The 17,867-nt window shown below is 57.7% G+C and carries 19 protein-coding genes; 10 read left to right on the forward strand and 9 right to left on the reverse strand.

Features of this window, described 5'->3' with window-relative positions; translation table 11 throughout:
- Positions 1 to 307: 307 nt before the first annotated feature.
- The 4 genes from U1708_RS19310 to U1708_RS19325 form a co-directional block, all read right to left on the reverse strand.
- A complete protein-coding gene (locus U1708_RS19310; protein ID WP_332747820.1) occupies positions 308 to 493 on the reverse strand; it encodes a hypothetical protein in 186 nt (61 codons plus the stop codon).
- Positions 494 to 564: 71 nt separating this feature from the next.
- Positions 565 to 759 (reverse strand): hypothetical protein, encoded by a 195-nt coding sequence (locus tag U1708_RS19315; protein ID WP_332747822.1) that lies wholly within the window; start codon positions 757 to 759, stop codon positions 565 to 567.
- Positions 752 to 1,408 carry an SOS response-associated peptidase gene (locus U1708_RS19320; protein ID WP_332747824.1) on the reverse strand — a complete coding sequence of 219 codons (657 nt, stop codon included), beginning with the start codon at positions 1,406 to 1,408 and terminating at the stop codon, positions 752 to 754. Before U1708_RS19320 ends, U1708_RS19315 begins: the two co-directional genes overlap by 8 nt.
- Positions 1,409 to 1,438: 30 nt before the next feature.
- The gene (locus U1708_RS19325) at positions 1,439 to 1,771 is read right to left on the reverse strand and encodes a hypothetical protein (protein ID WP_332747825.1); all 333 of its coding nucleotides are present in this window, start codon (positions 1,769 to 1,771) and stop codon (positions 1,439 to 1,441) included.
- Between the two features lie 279 nt (positions 1,772 to 2,050).
- Between U1708_RS19325 and U1708_RS19330 the strand changes: the two genes are divergently transcribed.
- The 4 genes from U1708_RS19330 (at position 2,051) to U1708_RS19345 (ending at position 4,430) form a co-directional block, all read left to right on the forward strand.
- Positions 2,051 to 2,383 (forward strand): hypothetical protein, encoded by a 333-nt coding sequence (locus tag U1708_RS19330; protein ID WP_332747827.1) that lies wholly within the window; start codon positions 2,051 to 2,053, stop codon positions 2,381 to 2,383.
- A 1,094-nt stretch (positions 2,384 to 3,477) separates the two neighbouring features.
- Positions 3,478 to 3,675 carry a hypothetical protein gene (locus tag U1708_RS19335; protein WP_332747829.1) on the forward strand — a complete coding sequence of 66 codons (198 nt, stop codon included), beginning with the start codon at positions 3,478 to 3,480 and terminating at the stop codon, positions 3,673 to 3,675.
- Between the two features lie 108 nt (positions 3,676 to 3,783).
- Entirely contained in the window at positions 3,784 to 3,987 is a 204-nt protein-coding gene (locus U1708_RS19340) for a DUF5818 domain-containing protein (RefSeq protein ID WP_332747830.1), read from the forward strand.
- Between the two features lie 158 nt (positions 3,988 to 4,145).
- Positions 4,146 to 4,430 (forward strand): BrnA antitoxin family protein, encoded by a 285-nt coding sequence (locus U1708_RS19345; RefSeq protein WP_332747832.1) that lies wholly within the window; start codon positions 4,146 to 4,148, stop codon positions 4,428 to 4,430.
- Here U1708_RS19345 and U1708_RS19350 read toward each other — a convergent pair.
- The 3 genes from U1708_RS19350 to U1708_RS19360 form a co-directional block, all read right to left on the reverse strand.
- On the reverse strand, positions 4,381 to 4,866 hold the full coding sequence (locus tag U1708_RS19350; RefSeq protein ID WP_332747834.1) for a hypothetical protein: 486 nt from the start codon (positions 4,864 to 4,866) through the stop codon (positions 4,381 to 4,383). The two genes, U1708_RS19345 and U1708_RS19350, sit on opposite strands and share 50 nt — an antisense overlap.
- Before the next feature lie 537 nt (positions 4,867 to 5,403).
- Positions 5,404 to 8,259 (reverse strand): hybrid sensor histidine kinase/response regulator, encoded by a 2,856-nt coding sequence (locus U1708_RS19355; RefSeq protein ID WP_332747836.1) that lies wholly within the window; start codon positions 8,257 to 8,259, stop codon positions 5,404 to 5,406.
- A 191-nt stretch (positions 8,260 to 8,450) separates the two neighbouring features.
- Positions 8,451 to 9,215 (reverse strand): Crp/Fnr family transcriptional regulator, encoded by a 765-nt coding sequence (locus U1708_RS19360; RefSeq protein ID WP_332747838.1) that lies wholly within the window; start codon positions 9,213 to 9,215, stop codon positions 8,451 to 8,453.
- A gap of 345 nt (positions 9,216 to 9,560) precedes the next feature.
- Here U1708_RS19360 and U1708_RS19365 point away from each other — a divergent pair, with 345 nt between their 5' ends.
- The 3 genes from U1708_RS19365 to U1708_RS19375 all read left to right on the forward strand — a co-directional run bounded on the left by U1708_RS19365 (position 9,561) and on the right by U1708_RS19375 (position 12,651).
- Positions 9,561 to 10,259, forward strand: a complete 699-nt coding sequence (locus U1708_RS19365; RefSeq protein WP_332747852.1) for a Crp/Fnr family transcriptional regulator — start codon at positions 9,561 to 9,563, stop codon at positions 10,257 to 10,259.
- Positions 10,260 to 10,776: 517 nt separating this feature from the next.
- A protein-coding gene (locus tag U1708_RS19370) for an IS5 family transposase (RefSeq protein ID WP_443030089.1) occupies positions 10,777 to 11,474 on the forward strand; the annotation gives its coding sequence in 2 pieces (ribosomal slippage) (positions 10,777 to 11,103 and positions 11,106 to 11,474; 696 coding nt in all).
- A 56-nt stretch (positions 11,475 to 11,530) separates the two neighbouring features.
- Positions 11,531 to 12,651, forward strand: a protein-coding gene (locus U1708_RS19375; RefSeq protein ID WP_332747841.1) for an IS3 family transposase whose coding sequence is annotated in 2 segments (ribosomal slippage) — positions 11,531 to 11,780 and positions 11,780 to 12,651 — 1,122 coding nt in all. Because the reading frame shifts where the segments join, the coding sequence is not laid out codon by codon here.
- Between the two features lie 708 nt (positions 12,652 to 13,359).
- On the opposite strand, the gene U1708_RS19380 is transcribed toward U1708_RS19375, so the two are convergent.
- Positions 13,360 to 15,516, reverse strand: coding sequence for a sensor domain-containing protein (locus U1708_RS19380; RefSeq protein ID WP_332747843.1), 2,157 nt, complete (start codon positions 15,514 to 15,516; stop codon positions 13,360 to 13,362).
- 443 nt (positions 15,517 to 15,959) lie between these two features.
- Here U1708_RS19380 and U1708_RS19385 point away from each other — a divergent pair, with 443 nt between their 5' ends.
- The 3 genes from U1708_RS19385 to U1708_RS19395 all read left to right on the forward strand — a co-directional run bounded on the left by U1708_RS19385 (position 15,960) and on the right by U1708_RS19395 (position 17,479).
- The gene (locus tag U1708_RS19385; protein ID WP_332747845.1) at positions 15,960 to 16,466 is read left to right on the forward strand and encodes a YciE/YciF ferroxidase family protein; all 507 of its coding nucleotides are present in this window, start codon (positions 15,960 to 15,962) and stop codon (positions 16,464 to 16,466) included.
- A gap of 185 nt (positions 16,467 to 16,651) precedes the next feature.
- Positions 16,652 to 16,903: a DUF6894 family protein gene (locus U1708_RS19390; protein WP_332747847.1), complete on the forward strand. Its 252-nt coding sequence runs from the start codon at positions 16,652 to 16,654 to the stop codon at positions 16,901 to 16,903.
- 381 nt (positions 16,904 to 17,284) lie between these two features.
- Positions 17,285 to 17,479 carry a hypothetical protein gene (locus tag U1708_RS19395; RefSeq protein WP_332747849.1) on the forward strand — a complete coding sequence of 65 codons (195 nt, stop codon included), beginning with the start codon at positions 17,285 to 17,287 and terminating at the stop codon, positions 17,477 to 17,479.
- A 96-nt stretch (positions 17,480 to 17,575) separates the two neighbouring features.
- Here U1708_RS19395 and U1708_RS19400 read toward each other — a convergent pair whose 3' ends face one another.
- Positions 17,576 to 17,713: a hypothetical protein gene (locus U1708_RS19400; RefSeq protein WP_332747850.1), complete on the reverse strand. Its 138-nt coding sequence runs from the start codon at positions 17,711 to 17,713 to the stop codon at positions 17,576 to 17,578.
- Between the last annotated feature and the right edge of the window lie 154 nt (positions 17,714 to 17,867).

Consider the following 17,867-nt stretch of genomic DNA (forward strand, 5'->3'; position numbering starts at 1 on the left):
CCGATCATCGTATCGTTTGTCACGGTTGCCGTCCTTTCTGCTCAGTGGCCTCAAACTCCACTTTTCTGGCACATCGCGATGCCGTCTGGGAGGGCGGCAACCACCCCATCTCGCAATAATGATCGCTCGGAACTGCAATAAAGGGCGGTTTGCCGCTCACATTGCGTGAGACGGACCGAGGCGGCAGGCGCACGATCGTTGAGACATAAACCATGATAGGTGCGGCGGACGCACAATACTGATCCGCCCGCTGACTAGGCCACCCAGATTGATCCGGAAACGCCAGTCCTATCGCAGGCCTAGGCCGTTATCGGTTTGGGTCAGGCGCCCCGAGCTTCGCTGCGATCCGCGCCACCTCCTCGTCACTTGGCTCCTCCGGCAGTTCCTCGCCGGGCAAGAGCGCGTCATCGGGGATGCCTGGTGCAGTGCCAGCAATCGGTTCGTCGATGGCGCGCTCATTGGCACCGTCCGTGATCTTCTCTCTGTCTGCCATGTCAGTCTCCTTCGTATCGCTCAAACGCGTGGACAACGTCCCGGAGCCAAAGGATCAGTGAGGAACTGACGCTATTGTTTGGACGCCCCAGCAATCACATCGAGCGCAGCCGCGACCCGACGCCAGTCTTGCGGATTTGTGGTGTCGCGAAGAATGTCGAAAAGCCTGTCCGTAAAATGCTCAGCCTCGTCGTCTCCAAATGCTGCCGCGATAGTCGACGCCTTTTCCCAGACTTCCCGCTCGGACATGGCCGGCAGCTCAGACATTGGGAGTGTTTCCACGTGTCGGAAACACCGGGCCACGGACAGTCATCTGAGCGGCCGGATATGGCCGCTGCAGCGCCAGCACGTCGTCATAGCTTCCCGTGAGCCAACGGTCGTGATCATCCGGCCTCAGGATCGTGATCATCGCCTTGGGGTGGATCGGTGCCACCAGTTCGTTCGCATCGCACGTGACCATCGCGAAGTAGCGCTGGTTACCGACCTGTCGCCAGAAGCCGGCAATGGCGAACACGGGCTGATCTGTAACGGCGAACCACATCTCCCCCTTGATCGGCTTCTTGCCGTCGCCGAGGTCGGTAGGCTCGCGCGCCCATTCGCAGAACTCCGTTAGCGGGATCAGGCACCGGTTGTCGGGGTCGCTGACGAGCGAGCGCCATTGGGGGAGATGGAGGGTGCGCACGTTCGTTTGTGCGACCTTGCGGCCAGCCTGTTTCGCCTGCCCAGCCAGAACATCCCATTCCATCACGTCGAGACCGCGGCGATCACCTTGGTTCCGCACGACATACGCCCGGCCGAACGGCCGCAGCTCCTTCGGATCGAACCGGTTGTCCATTGGCTTCTCGGTCAACCATTCGGCCCCGAAGCGCTCGAATATGGTCTCGGGTTCGCCGCTGAACCTTGCTCGGTTACACATGACGAGATTCCGGATTGGCGCTGGGTCGGTTCATTCGTTGAGGTTCCGACGCCGCATCTCATCACGGAGCGCTTCGGCAGCGAGATCGCCTACTTCACCCTCGGTCTGTTGATACGCTGCCAGAAGCTCATCGTCGGTTGCGCTGGCCAAGAGACCTTCGGTCTGAGCCCTGAACGTGTCGACTTCCTCTGCAGCCACGTCCGCAGCGTCGTCGGAGGAGACCTCGCCGTTTGCCAGATCATCGGCCGGTGCCAGCACGGCGTCCTGCTTGAATACATCGAACGCCTCGGCTGCCTCGTTGCGTTGCGCGATCAAGGAGCGAAGCTGGCCAAGAAGGTCGAACTGCGATGCGATGTTTTCCATTGCCGAGCCTAGGCCGGGTTCCTCAGCGCATGCAATATGGCGTTACTAAGCTTCGCTGACTTACAGGTTAACCCGACCGACAACTGCACCGATCACGATCACCGAGACGATGATCGCCCAGCCCTCCCAAGTTCGAGGGGACCAGCCGATACCTACGACTTTTGGCTGAAACCATTCCCGCGGATGATTCATGAAGGCTTCCGATACTGGCGGGACTGGCAGCCCTGCCTTTCACTTCCCGGCCCCAAGCAATACATGCTGGCAACGGAGGAGGCCAGCATGCCCGCGGACATCATGAAGGTAGGCGACCAGGCCAAGATCGACCTGTTCCAGGAGATTATGCCGATCGTCATGCAGTATCTTGCGGCGAACTCAGCCGATGAAGCGCTGATCGCCGACGACATCATAGACTTTTTCGCGCTCTCGATCGCGTCGGTAATCCAGAACGATACGAACCTGATGACCCCGCAGTTGCAGCGCAAAGGCGTCGACGCAGCAGGCAAGCACATCGCCCACTGGGTCCGGCTGCTGAAGCTCGATAACGAACAGCGCGGCGCATCCCTGTTGGCGATGACGATGGGTGCGGTCGCATCCGACGAAACGAAGCAGTAGCGCCTCCGTGGACCGTGGGGCGGCCTCACCCGCTGGCGTCGCGGGATGAGCGACAATGGCCGATTCGATCAGCCGACAGGGTCGCGCACGGTCCCCCAGCGCGGCCAACGGGCATGAAACGCCAGACGTAGGCTGCTGTGGGCAGCCGCGCGGCTATACCTGCGTATCGGCGCCTGCCGCACCGCCGCTTACGACAGCGCCATCCTACATATTGTCGGCTGACGGCCGTCGCTGATATGGTTGTTTCACCCGGTTCTCGGCGTTCGCCTGCGCCAGGCGCTCGGTCATTTCACCCTGACTGGCAATCGCATCCCAAGCCTCTGCCGATCGTAGATGACGCTCTCGAACGAGCGGTAGCGTGGACCGCGCTGCTTCTGATCGTTCATGGGCGGCAGCGTTCCGGTATGACTCAGTTTGAGAGATGTTCATGCGGCAAACCCTTTAACCGACAACCCAGGATCTAAAACCCCACACCGTCGAGGTGATGCGGTGTCATCGTTCGATCAGAACCGGTTGCAAACCAGCTTGCTTGCTGTGGCGCTGCGGATCCAATCACGTTGGTTCTCCGTTATTAAACTCGGAGGTACCATATGATCGACGACCCCAAGCCCGAAGACAAGGATGCCACCGAGCAGGCCAAGGAAATGGAAGAAGTGCAGGAGGACGCTGCCAAAGAACGCGAGGAAAACGGCGGCTATCAGTAGAGCGGGTGCTGCCTGTAGAAAATCAGATCTCATTTTAAAATAGCATATCGCCAATGATAACTAAGAACTTATCTATTGACCCAAATGTGTTTGTTTTTACGTTACTTATGTTCGGCTGTACAGTTCGAGAGGATAGCGCAGCCGAACACCGCTGCTCGGACCGCTGCAGTTTGTCGCACGGTTGAGAGCTCCTTGAAGAAGACGAGAACAGGCTGTATTTTTCGCATTTTGTGCGGCACATGACCTATTCGTTGAAATAGTTACTGATCTGCGCCCCAACAGCTTTCTCAGTTTTAAGATTAACCTGCGTTGCCGTCGGGCGGAGCTGGAAGCTGAAACTGGGCAGCAAATGCCCCTGCCCGCCCGCGGTCGTTCATGATAGGAGCGCACATGCTCAAGACAAGAATGAAGCGGCTCACTGATCGCAGTGGTCGCGCGGTCGGACGCCTTGCCGAGATCGAGACGTCCATCACAGGCCTTGCTGACGATGATCTTCTCGATCTGGCCGACATCTTCAAAGCCGAGCCTCACACGCCGATCGGGGATATGGCGTTCGTTGAAATGGCAAGGCGTAACATCAGTCTCTGAAGGTCGTACCGTCACGCGTTGGCAAAATCACGGGACCACGCTGAGCGACATTGGTTACTGGCAGGGACCTCCCGCAGTTATACATAATGGTAGAGAGATGACGCAGCGATGGTAGCGATTGGCACCCGGATCAACGAGATAGGCACCCTGATCCGCGATGGCGGGGCCTTCTATCTTTGCCGCGATGTCGGTGGGCGCTACGAGCTGGAGCTGCACCGTACCCCCGTCGACCTCGTTGAAAAACGCGTCCGGCTCATCGGCACATTTGTTGGCCCAGATCTGGTAAACGCTGACGGCGTTGCTCCAGCTTAGCAGACTGACCACTCCTCTGGTTTAGTCGTCTTCCGCTGGGCGTAATTCTGATTCAACCTGACTCATTGGCGTTGCGTACAAATCACGAACAGGCATCATCCTGCCTATGGAACAGCGGATCAGCGCCCGAAAGGCAACGGCACACGAAAGGAAACGCTATGAGCAAGAAAGCGCTTAACCCCGAGTTGCAGGATCAGCTCGACCGGCTCGCAGCTCTGCCGGACGATCAGATCAACACCATGGATATCCCCGAAGCATCGGCCGAGGCGTGGCAGCATGCCCGCCGGCCAGGTCTGTATCGCCCTATCAAGAAGCCCGTCACGCTCCGGCTCGATGCCGATATCGTAAGCTGGTTCAAGGAACACGCCCACGATCGCGGCTACCAGACTGAAATCAACCGCGTGCTGCGCCGCTACGTTGCCGAGAGCGAAGCACGGGCCTGACGCTACTGCCCGAAGTCGATATCCGGCTCGTGCCCGCGCTGTCGTTCCCGCTCCTGCTGCGATCGCGCCCACCCTGCCCCGCCTGGTCCAACTCGATCACCGCCGTCTGTTCGCGACGGGGTAACTGATCGAGCGCCGGCAGTGCGTCGAACCCGTCACCGCTACTGACGTGCAGCCCCGACCGCATCGCGCGCGCTGCACCCTGGACGAAGCTCGACATGCTCTGCGCTGCCAGCTCGGCCCGTTCGTGTAGCTGGTTGCTCCATTCGTAAATCCGATCCCGACCGCGCTGGATGTAGTACTTCAGCCCTCGCGCTTCTTGGATTGCCTCGTTCATCTGCTCGAGCGGCGTGACGGCGTGCAGCTCCTCGCCGGCTGCGATCTGCTCGTGCTCGGCACGCCACTTGATCGCGGCCGAGGCGTAGCCCACCTTCACGGTCGGCTTTATCTCGATGCCTGAAGCGCATAGCTGCGATGATCGACCCTCTTGGTGTCAACGTCGGTGGAATATTCCCCAGAAGTGGGCTCTCCCGCGCTTTCGGTGCAGGCAATGCCCAAGTGTCTTCTGCCGTTCGTGCCGCATCAGTTTGTGGTGGAGCAGGTCACGACCTGCGTTGATCGGGTTACCGTCGTGTGCCGTGTCCGCAGTTCGGCAGCTCGCTGCCCCACCTGCCGAAGAGAGTTCGTCACGGTTGCCGTCCCTTCTGCTCAGTGGCCTCAAACTCCACTTTTCTGGCACATCGCGATGCCGTCTGGGAGGTCGGCAACCACCCCATCTCGTAATAACGATCGGTCTGAACTGCAAAAAAGGACGGTTTGCGGCTCACATTGCGTGAGACGGATCGGGGCGGCAGGCACGATCGTTGAGACATAAACCACGATCGGTGCGACGGACGCACGATACTGATCCGTCCGCTCGCAAACGGCGATCAAGACGTCTGACGCTAACTCGCGAGGGGATCATTTGCGGGAACTATCCCTCGATCAAAGATCGTATCCGTGTTGCCAGAACGTCCATCGCGAATGGCTTAGTGAGGACGTGCATTCCGACGTCGAGATGGCCGTGGCTCAACACGGCGTTCTCTGCATATCCGGTAATGAACAGAACCTTGAGATCGGGCCGTGCGACGCGTGCAGCGTCTGCCATCTGCCGGCCGTTCAACCCGCCTGGTAGCCCAACGTCCGTGACGAGCAGATCGATACGCAGGTCTGAATTTATGACCTTCAACCCAGCCGCGCCGTCTGCGGCCTCAATCGCGGTATAGCCCAGGTCGGTCAAAACTTCGGCGACAAGCATGCGCACGGTTGGCTCATCATCCACCACCAGCACCGTCTCGCCGGCCTCGGCCCGCGGTGCGGCCTCGATTTCCGCCTCCACGTCGTCCAATTCGGCCTCGCCCTGATGGCGGGGGAGGTAGACGCACACCATCGTGCCCTGATCGACCTCCGAGTAGATCGCCACCGAGCCACCGGACTGCTTGGCGAAGCCGTAGATCATCGACAGCCCAAGCCCGGTGCCTTCGCCAATCGGCTTGGTGGTAAAGAACGGGTCAAAGGCGCGAGCTATTACCTCCGGCGGCATGCCGGTGCCCTTATCGGACACGCAAAGTGAAATGTACTGACCCGGATCCAGGCCGCGCTCCTTGGCTGTCCGCTGGTCCATCCAGCGATTGCAGGTTTCAATCGTGATCGTGCCGCCATTCGGCATTGCGTCCCGCGCGTTGATGCACAGGTTTAGGATGGCGTTTTCGAGCTGGCTGGGATCGATCAGGCTAGGCCAAAGTCCGGCAGCATTGACCGTCTCCACTTCGATCAACGGCCCAACCGTGCGGCGGATCAGATCTTCCATGCCGCTGACGAGGTGGTTGACGTTCGTGGGCTTGGGAGCAAGGGTCTGACGGCGTGAGAAGGCGAGTAGCCGGTGGGTAAGAGATGCGGCGCGTTTGGCGGCTCCTTGCGCTGCCCCGACATAGCGTTCGACATCGGCCGTCCTGCCCTGCGCAATACGGATTTGCATCATCTCCAGGCTGCCAGAAATACCGGTCAGCAGGTTGTTGAAGTCGTGCGCGAGGCCGCCAGTAAGCTGGCCGACCGCTTCCATCTTCTGCGCCTGCCGCAGCGCATCCTGCGCCGTCATGAGGTCCGCTGTTCGCTCTAAAACGCGGGCCTCCAGCGTCTCATTGAGCTCCTGCAGCGCTATCTCTGCGCGCTTGCGCTCCGTGAGGTCCAGCATCGCGCCGATCATGCGGACGGCGCTTCCGTCCTCACCACGGAAGACGTGCCCACGGTCGAAGACATCGGCGAAGCTGCCGTCGTTACGGCGGAAGCGGTACTCAGACGCCCACTGGTCGCCCGCCCCATCGATGATCGCATGGATATCTGTGTCGACCCGCTCTCGATCATCAGGATGGATGTTACCAATCCACCAGTCGCTCGTCGGCTCGATTTCGTTCTCGGCATAGCCAAAGAGCACCCGCACAGCCTCGTTCCACTCCACGGAGTTCGAGGCCAGATCCCAGTCCCAGATCGCGTCGTTGGTTGCATTGGCGGCGAGACGGTAGCGCTGTTCGGTCTCACGCAGCGTAGCCTCGGCCGCGCGCCGTTCAGTCTCGTCGCGAGCAATCTTGATGAAGCCAGTGATCGTACCCTGCGCGTCGTGCAAAGGGCGGACCGAGCCGTTGGCAAAGAACCTGCTTCCGTCACGTCGAACATGCCAGCGTTCGTCATTGGCGCAGCCTTCCGCACGTGCCGTCCTCAGCTCTTGCGTCGGAACGCCACCGACGCGGTCTTCGGGCGTATATAGAATATCGACGGAGCGGCCGCGGATCTCGTCGGCGGTCCAGCCAAAGATGGTTTCGGCGCCGGGCGTCCAATCCATCACCTGGTTCTGGGTATCGACGGTGAAGATGGAATGGTCCTTCACGCCTTCCACAATACGGCGGTTCCGCTCTTCACTTTCCCGTAACTCAGTTTGCGCACGGTGCGCGTCGGTCGCGTCATGGCCTTCAACGAAGATACCGGTCACGTTGCCGGCATCGTCAGTAATTGGTTCGTAGATGAAGTCGAGAATGCGCTCGACCTGATCGCCGTCCGCTACATTCAGCAGGAGCGGGATATGATCCGCAACGAACCGCTCGCCCGTCTGATAGACGGAGTCCAATAACTCGTAATACCCCTGGTCTGCCAACTCGGGGAAAGCCTCGCGTATCGTTTTGCCGATGGAAGCCCGATCGCCGAACAGGCGGCGATAAGTCGCGTTCGTGAACTCGAATACGTGGTCGGGCCCGTGGAGGATGGTGATGAACCCTGGCGCCTGTTCGAACAGGCGCCGCTGCCGTTGGGTATCGGCGTCACGACGGCGCTCGGCCAGGACCTGATCGGTGATCTCGGTACAGGCACAGAACAGCCCCTCCACTGCTCCGGCTTCACCCCGAACCGGAGTATAGGAGAAAGCAAAGTGCGTTTCCTCAACGTAGCCGCGCCGCTGCATCATCAGGGTGATGTCGTCCATGTGGACAGGCAAGCCGGCATAGGCCTGCTCAACAATCGGAGTCAGGTCGGCCTCGATTTCCGCCCACACCTCCATGAACGGCAGGCCGAGCGCCTCAGGATGCTTGTCGGCCAGAATGGTCGCATATGCGTCGTTGTAGAACAGCGTCTGCTCGACACCCCAAGCGACAAACATGGGCTGGTTGGAACCGAGCACGACACTGATCAACGTCTTCAACGCAGTCGGCCATCTTGCGGGTGTGCCCAGCACAGTCTCGCTCCAATCGCGGGCGCGAATAGCAGCCCCCATCTGGCCACCGTCGACGAGGAAACTGAGCATCTGCTTATCCGATGTTATTTATGTTCGGCCGGTTGGTTCGGCACGCCGCTCGCCGGTCAGCACGCCTGTCTATTGGCTAGGCCATGCGAACGTCTTCCTCAATGGCATCGCACTGTAATCTGACGGACTTCCCGCTGTCCTTACATGCTCGTTGACGCTGATCGCCTGCGGCTCATGGTCAAAACGGTTCTCTACCCAATCAGGTCACCGACGCGGCCCGAAACGGCCAGATCATTCGCCTCGGTCCTGTCCAAATGCAGGTAGGCAGGGTTAAACTGCCCAAGCGATTTAAGGCGTGCCGGATCGGTTACGGTCAACGTTTTGCTGCGGAGCTCGATCATCCCGTCCTCGCGAAAGCGCTGCAATACGCGGTTGACGTGTGAAGGCGTCATGCCGGTGGCATCGGCAAGATCGGTCTGGGTAATAGGGAAGTCGATTGAGTTGGTCTTCGTCGCCCCGCTTACCCGGTAACGAACCAGCATTTCGTACAGCAAGTGGGCAAGGCGCTCGCTGGAGTCTCGCCTACCCAGATCAAGGATGCGTTCTCGAAGGACGCCCAGATCGGTCATTGTCCCCCACCATAGCGCTTCAGATATCGGTGAGGCTTCGCGCAGTAGCGTCTTCATTTCGCTAGAATGGATCATTGCCGTGGTGCTCGGGGTCAGTGTGCCAACGGCATGATCCATTCTTTTCAGAATGAAGATCTCGGCATCGCAGAGGTCTCCGGGAACCAGAAAGGCCATAATCTGGCGTTCGCCGTCCGGTAAAATCTTATAACGGCATGCAAGGCCGCTCAGCAGGACATGGCAGTAATCTGCATGCGCCCCGTCAGCGATCACGTCTTCCTGCGCCTGAAATTCACGCTGTTTGGACGTGACGATGGCGTGGAGGCGAGCGCGCTCTTCCTCAGTGAAGGCCGTAAATTGCTCCATCTTCATTACCCAGGGATTATTCATCGCGCCCTCAGACCGTTCAGGGCTTACTGCCCGTGGTAATCTCAACGCGGCACATGCCGCGCCGGTAGAACGTATTGACGGTCAAATAGTCGCCTGCTCGGTATGGCGGTTCGATCGCAACCCATCCAAAATATAACCTCGATTTAATGATGTAGCGCAGAGACTTCATGATTAACGTGATTTATGATCCAAATCGCAGCCAGACATTGAACTGCATGGATTGCGCGTCACCGCAACGGCGAAACGTTTATGCCCCCGTCATCTAATCTACATCTGGCGACCGCATTAAGTAAACTTGAGCAAAGAGCGGTACTATCCCAAGAGGACCGCGACGCGTTCCACGAGATGCCGTTTTCTATCAAGTCCTTGAGCCACAATTCATACATCCTACGCGAAATGGACATAGCGAAGAACTCCTGCATCCTACTTTCCGGCTTCGCTTTTCGAAGCAAAGTCGTAGGCGATGGCGGACGCCAGATCCTATCTGTGCACGTACCTGGAGATATGCTTGATCTCCAGCACGCTTTCCTAGGTGTGGCGGACCACAGCATCCAGATGCTGACTGCCGGGGACGTAGCGTACCTTCCAGCAGAGGCGGTCCGGGATCTAGCCTTTGCGTATCCTGCGATCGGCCGCGCCATGTGGCTAGAAACGCTGGTCGAGGGCTCAATCTTTCGGGAGTGGATCGCAAATATCGGGCGCCGTAACGCAAAAACGCGCGTCGCTCACCTCCTGTGCGAGATCGCCGTCCGCCTGCAATCAGCAGGCCTGATGACCGGAAACCGTTACGAACTGGCAATGACGCAGGAGCAGATTGGTGACGCAACCGGACTGACCACGGTGCACGTCAACCGCACGTTTCAAACTCTCCATAAAGAAGGACTCATAGCGCGCGACAAGCGCACAATCCAGATCATGGACTGGAATGCACTTTCGGCAGTAGGCGATTTTAGCCCGTCCTACCTACATCTGGACAATCCAAAGGACTTTGTATCCCGTGTTAGCGGCACATTCGGTAAACTACCAATAAAGACGGTCTGTTAGCATCGATAACCTAATCGTAGTGTTTGTAAAAACTTTACTTATACAAATATCTATATCTTGACGTTCTGCAATCCATTAGAAAAATCGATCGTTAGAAAAGATTGAACAGCAAGATCTACGTTTTAGCAACGTGAAGTAATTCGCCTAACTACCTGAAATACCCTAATATCCCTACGCAGTATACCACCCTTGAAGATATATGAGCTTATGAATCGTTCGAATGAGATATATTCTGAATTTTTGCTAACTTAGTTTAACATTGATTGGATAGTCAGATGGAAGTTCCGAAAAGCGATAATCGATATTTCGAGTTATCAAGGGCGCTATCTGCTATGATTAAATTTGCCGATGAGAATGAAGACTTTGTCTTGGCAGCGAAGCTGGATGACGCTCGGGACACGGCCGTTCACGACATAACGTCGCCTCCAAATAAACTGCCTAGGGCTCAAACCCAATCAGCCTATTGATCTGGTGTCAGCTTCCTGATTCACAGTGCGTGTGACGATGGAGGCGGTAGATGGCGTTGTTCTGGTTGTCGGATGAGGCTTGGGCGGCGATCGAGCCGCATTTGCCGAAGAACCAGCCTGGCGCTCGGCGGGTTGACGACCGACGTGTGATCTCGGGCATTATCCATGTGCTTAAGGTTGGGTCGCGCTGGTGTGACTGTCCGGCCGATTACGGTCCTGCGACGACGATCTACAATCGCTTCAACCGCTGGTCGCAGCGAGGGTTCTGGCTGCAATTGCTCGCCGCGCTGGTCGACGCAGGCGTGGTGACCAAGAGTACCGCTATCGACAGCACGTACATCAAGATCCAGCGTGCCGCGTTTGGCGCAAAAGGGGGCGCTCGACGCAAGCGATTGGACGCTCGCGTGGCGGCTGGACCACCAAAATCCATGCGCTCACCGATGTCGTCGGCCGTCCCTATGTGTTGATGCTGACGCCGGGCAACGTCAGCGACATCAAGGCTGCGCCCGCTCTGCTCGAACGCGCCGGGCGTATGCGATACCTGCTTGGCGATAAGGGATACGACGCCGATAGCCTCCGCAGCGGGCTCCGCGACGCAGGTGCCACGCCTGTCATCCCGGGACGCCGCAACCGGAACCGAGCCGTCCGCTACGACAAGCAGCGATACCGCGCTCGCCACCTCGTCGAGAATGCCTTCTGCCGCCTCAAGGATTTCCGCCGTGTCGCAACCCGCTACGACAAGCTCTGACCTGCTCCCCAGAATTCATGCCATTGGTAAGTTAGCTCGTCAGATGGAGACGAGTGATGCGGCGAGGCCGATTTACCGAGGATCAGATCATTAGCGTGCTGCGCGAGCATGAGGCCGGCGTGAAGACCGCCGAACTGTGCCGGAAGCATGGGATCAGTGACGCGACGTTCTACAACTGGAAGGCGAAGTACGGCGGGATGACCGTGTCGGAGGCGGCGCGGTTGCGGGCGCTCGAGGACGAGAACCGCCGGCTGAAGAAGCTGCTGGCGGAGTCGATGCTCGACGTGTCGGCGCTGAAGGATCTGCTGGGAAAAAACTGACCCGGTCTGGAGATCGCTACGCTGCGGTGGAGAAGCTGATGGCCGACCACAGCTTCTCCGAGCGTCGCGCCTGCAGGCTGATCGGGGTCAACCGGTCGGCGTGGCAATATGAGCCGCTTCGCGGGAAGGACGATGCTGTCCGCGAGCGGATGCGCGAGATCGCGAACGAACGTCGTCGCTTCGGCTATCGACGGCTGGCGATCCTGCTCAAGCGGGAGGGCAAGGGCATGAACCTGAAGAAGGTGTATCGGCTGTATCGCGAGGAGCGACTGACGGTGCGCAAACGTGGCGGTCGCAAGCGCGCGCTGGGCACGCGGGCGCCGATGGCGATCCCGCAAGAACCCAACCAGCGCTGGTCGCTCGACTTCGTATCGGACTCGTTGGCCTGCGGCCGGCGGTTCCGCATGCTCAACGTCATCGACGACTACAGCCGGGAATGCCTGGGATGCATCGTCGACACCTCGCTGTCGGGTCGGCGGGTTGTTCGCGAGCTGAGCGCCATCGCCGAGCGTCGTGGGCTGCCGTGCATGGTGGTCAGCGACAACGGCACCGAGCTGACCAGTCATGCCGTCCTCGCCTGGTGTCAGGACACCGGGGTCGAGTGGCACTACATCGCCCCGGGGAAGCCGCAGCAGAATGGCTTTGTGGAATCGTTCAATGGTCGCTTGCGCGACGAGTGTCTGAACGAACACCTGTTCCCCTCGCTGGCTGCGGCGAGACGGATCATCGAGGCATGGCGGACGGACTACAACACCGTGCGTCCGCACAGCAGTCTTGGCGGGATGGCACCCGCCGAGTTTACGAACCGCCCCCGCCAGGGGCATATGGACACCGAAGCTAAGTTATCAGCGGCCTGAAAACGGGGAGCAGGTCAGCTCGCCGCCAACTTCCTTTCAGCCGTTGCAATCGCAACCGCTATCGCGTTCTGGCTGTGAATGAGTCTGAGCCCTAGTTCCGATAAGAACAAGGTCCAGTTATGAAATCTAACAAATACACGGTGCTTGGGAAGGATCCATCCTCCGGTTTAACGGCATATTATCAAGTTTCGACAATATCGAGCCGGTATACTATCAGCGGAACTATTCTCCGAACCGGCGTGATCGGCTGCTTGCGCTTTTTCTCGCAGACGCCGAAGGGTGGCGTATCACCGCCCGACAGGTCGCAGTAAAGTCCAACATATCCCTTGGTGTTATGTCCCGCTGGCTCCAGCACCTCAGCAACAGGCGAGGCGACGTTCTTCGTTCTACGTAGCGCTTGGCTCCAGCAACGGCGTCTCGGCAGCCACGCGGATCGTTCCCGAGAAGCCAAAAGTCGTCGCTAGGCGTAGAGGTGATGGAAAACCCGGTCGCCATCACGGATGCACGACAAGCGGGTGATTTCAGACGGCAGCTTCTTGATCGCGGCAAAACGCCGTCGCCAACCCCGATTGGCGACGTGTGCTTTCCGTCACTCGTGCGCGCAGGAAGACTCAAGCTGTGTAGATCTGTTGCCCCGCTTTCAGTAACTGGCGAAAACCTGACTGTGGTCGACGGGATTAGCGCGAAGCAGGGACCAAGATGACGCTCTCATATCAGCTCGGGCCGATGCAACGCGTAACCCTGCGCGGAGTCAATCCCAATAGATCTAAGCTTTGGGATCAGTTCGGCAAATTCCGCTGACTCCGCGATCGTCGTCATATTCATGGTACGGGCGACCTTCGCTACGGCCTCGACGATGATGCCGCCGGCAGGTTGGCTCAGGATGGCTTTGACGATCTCGCCATCAATCTTCACAAATTGCACAGGCAACTGACTGAGATAAGCGAACGAGGCCATCCCACTGCCGAAATCATCCAGTGCAAACCTGAAGCCCATCGTGATTAGCTGCCGCATCGCCTCGGCGGTACGATACACGTTGGAAAGAGCCGCTGTTTCCGTAACCTCGAAGCAGATTTGGGAGGCGCGAACCGCCGGATAGGCTGACAAGGTGTTTTCGATAAAGATTAAAAATTCCGGGGCACTCAGCGTGATGCCCGACAGATTGATGAAATAGCTGGTTTCATCACCGCGCTCAGGTGGTTGGGCGTCAAGATGTGCAAAGGTCTTGCAGACGATGTGGCGATCGAGTTCTTCGATCATGCCGAAACGCTCCGCAGCGGGAATGAACCCGCTGGGTGGGATGATGGCGCCGTCGAGATCGCGCAAACGCGCCAGTACCTCATAGAAAACTGGACGCCGATCTGCATGGGGCTGCAGGCCAACGATCCTTTGCGCGTAGAGGATAATGCGATCCTGACGCATTGCCTCTTTGAGGCGGGTTACGTTGTCCATGTGCTGATGCTGCTGCCTGACCTCCTCGTCAGATGCCAAACTTACCTGATAGCGATTGCGCCCCTTTTCCTTGGCAAGGAAACAGGCAGCGTCAGCCAATCCTAGAGCTGCCTCGAAAGTTAACTGCTCAGGTTCGCCGAAGTTCACGATGCCGACGCTTAGCGTGACGCTGTACCGGTTGCCCTGTTCGATGAAGATAATGTCCTTCACCGACTTGCACAGTCGATTGGCAAGGGCGATGGCAGCCTCCTGACTGCAATCTCGCCGTACCAGAGCGAACTCGTCGCCTCCGAGACGTGCTAGAAGATCATGATCGTTGTCGCACTCGGACTGCAAGGCAGCCGCTATCTTGATCAACAGGCGATCACCAGCAGCGTGGCCGCAACGATCGTTGACAATCTTGAGGTGATCGACATCCATGTAGAGTAACGCGTGCGTGCCGGGCTGGTCTGCATTCTGTGTCTGACGGCTAAATTCTCGCCGGTTGCAAAGCCCTGTCAGGGAGTCATGTGCGGCTTGGTAAGTTACTTCCTGCGCAAGTGTATAGGCTTCGGTGACATCATTGCCTTGAGTAAAAATTCCCGTGACTGCGCCATCGCTGTCAAAAATTGATTGATAAATCAGATCTATATATCTTTGCTCAAGCTCGCCTCCAGCGATACGCTGAAGTTCTATTGACATGGCGCGGCCAATAAATGGGGTTCCTGTCACAAAGACCCTATCCAGCTTGTCTAAAAATCCCTGCGCTACGACTTCGGGCAACACATCAGCTACTTTATGGTTGATAATCTCTCGATGCCCGACCAACTGGTAATAGGCATCGTTGACCAGTTCGAAGACGTGATGCGGTCCCTGCAGCACGCAGATGAAGCTCGGTGCTCGCTGAAAAAGCTGGCGGAGTCGTTCCTTTTCGGAATGAAGAATGTTTTGCACATTGCGTGTCCAGCGCTGAATGCTCTCCTGTGCATCATGGTCAAGCGCTGTGTCACGAACGCTTTGGTTGGCATGGCGCAACTGCGTCAATTCTGTAATATCCGCGGGGCAGTGGAGAATACCAAATAGCGTTCCGTCGGCCAGGAGCAGGGGCATGTTGGATACAGTCCAGTGGCGTTCCTGAAGACCCGGATTGTCAGGGACAGCCGTCGCATATTGCATATGAACGATGTGATGCGGCTTACGGTCGTTCAGCACGCGGTGGTAGGAATCCCGCAGTATCTTTGTTTCCCGATCGATTGACCCTGGAAATACCTCAAACACCGGGCGACCGACCATTGCCGCCCGTGTGACATGGGCTACTTTTTCATAGGCGGCGTTGCAAGTCACAATGGTAAGATCGCAATCGAGTATCAGGGCCGGGGATGGAGCCGTGTCGAAGAAAACTCGAAAACTCTCTTCTATGCTTGCCGCTTCCATGATGCTCTCCCTGCTCCCGATCTTAACGACCATTCATGGCAGTAAACAGCTAAAAACATTAACGCTTTCGATTGCCGTTTAGGCGCTAGCCGCGCTTGTTGACTGACAACCCCGTCGCCATTCGGATCAGCAATGTTGTGTTTCCGTCGCTTGAGATTGTCTCATTTATACACCGATCTTGAGCCATTTCAGGTGTCGTCTCGTACAGTACTTTCCTGCTGGCGGCCTCAGAACGCATGATCGAATCTTTTGAGCCTGGAGTAAGAGGCTGCTAATTTGATGACCGAAATTGCTCCCGCAAGGCGGCTGACTAAATTAACGTGTGGCGCCAAGCGCCGCACATGCACGGTCGCTGTGATAGATCTTCGGGATGGAACCGGCGCCGTGATCGAGACGCTTTGCGTGCAGAGGGGACGCTAGGTTCCTGCAAGAAGGAGTTTCCCATGTCGACACCGGAAGATCTGAAGGACGTATATACCGACGAGTTGAAGGACCTGTGGTCGGCAAACGATCAGATGCTGAAGGTGGTGAAGAAACTCACGACCAAGGCAAGCGACGCTTCGTTGAAGGATATGCTGAAATCGTCGCAGGATGGGATCACCAAGCACACCGACGTGCTGAAGGAACTGATCGCCGGCCAGGATGAGAAGGTCTCCAAGGAGCATTGCAAGGGCATGGAAGGGCTGGTTGCCGAGGCGAGCAAGCATGTTCTCGAGGAAGGACCTGAGAAGGGCCCCGTACTCGATACGATCATCATCGCCCAATACCAGCGCATGACGCATTACGGGATTGCAGGTTTCGGCACTGCTGCTGCCTACGCAAAGGCGCTCGGGCTGAAGGACGACAACAAAAAGCTGCGTGAGGCGACCAAAGAGATTTACGGCGGAGACGAGTTCATGACCAAGCTTGCCGAGACGGCATTGAACATCGACGCCAAAGACGAAGGCTGAAGGAAATTAGGGCCTGCCTTCGGGTGGGCCCAGGATCTCTTTCTGATTTTGCATAGGCGGTCAGAAGGTCGATTTCGTCTCTGGACCACGTGTCGGGCACTGATATCAATCAGCGTATATGTCGTTACCCTATGTATTTATGGGCGGAAATCTGTATGAGGGGCTATCTCGCTGCCTTCGGATAGATGAATATCGTGATGCGTTACTTTTTTAATCTACACGAATGTGGCCAGATTACTTTTGACGAGGACGGCGTAGATCACACCGATATTGGGTCGGTTCGCCGTTCGGCTATTCGGGCGGCGAGGGACATCATGGCGGCCGAAGTTAGGGCTGGCCAGCTGTGTCTGAGTTGCCACATCGAGGTCTTTGACGCTGCCGGGCATCAGGTGCTGAAGCTTCCTTTTAAAGACGCGATCGGCGTCTCCGGACTCTGAGTATATCCAGATAATTTAGCTCATGTTACGGCACCGTTATGGACGCCATTATCGACAGGCTACAAACCTTGAGCGAGTTGCCTTCCGCCGATTACGCCTGAAAACCGTTTCTAGCGATGTTCGCTCCGTCGCTGCGCGTAAAGATATCTTACGGGAAGGCGATAGGCCTACCCACGTCCATCTAATCGTTTCTGGATGGGCCTATCGATAGAGTATCGTGGCGGAGGGCACGCGTCAGATACCGCTTTGCTGCTGCCTAGTGATCTTTGTAATTCGCACACGCTGCGAGCTTTTCACGCGTGTCATGATGCCGCAACGGAGCTGATCTAGGGACTGTTCACTTCAATCGGAGTCGCCCAAGTGAACAGCTCATCTCCCCTGATGCCAGACGAACTGGTTTACTGCGTTGCCAGCGGTTCCACGGCAACAGCTGCTCAGGTATCGCAATTGGCAGCCCGCATATGGGCAGAAGCCGCCCCGCTTCGCTCGGCGTTCGCATGGGGCGATCTCGCACCAGCGGCGTCTGACCGGCTGTTTGCAATGCGATCGGCTGCAATGGCGCTGAACGGCTGCTGATCCCCGCAAGGGTGTAGATGCCCCCTTCCTGATCGTTCGTGTGTATTCATCAGAGGATTGCACGGGTGCGATCACCCACTACCTCGTTCTGACAGCTCAGTATCGCGGACTAATACGCAAAATACCCACCGGCCGCGGCAGCTTGTGGTCGGCGTCATTGATCCCAGGCTTGAACGCTTCGGCCAAATCCGCAACCTCACCAAGGCTATCATGAATAGTGTTGCGATCGGTCATCGTAAGACGCCGATAGCTCTTCGGTTGGGCCATGTAGGTAAGCGTGGCCGGCAGGCCGCGGACTATGCAGCTTGTGCTACCGGCTTCGCAGGCTGTTGGGCCCAGTTCCAGGGCATGAGGTCGTCCCATCGCGCCGCTGGCCAATCAGCTGCGA

The sequence above is a fragment of the Sphingomonas arabinosi genome, assembly GCF_036663715.1.
Lineage (GTDB): Bacteria > Pseudomonadota > Alphaproteobacteria > Sphingomonadales > Sphingomonadaceae > Sphingomonas.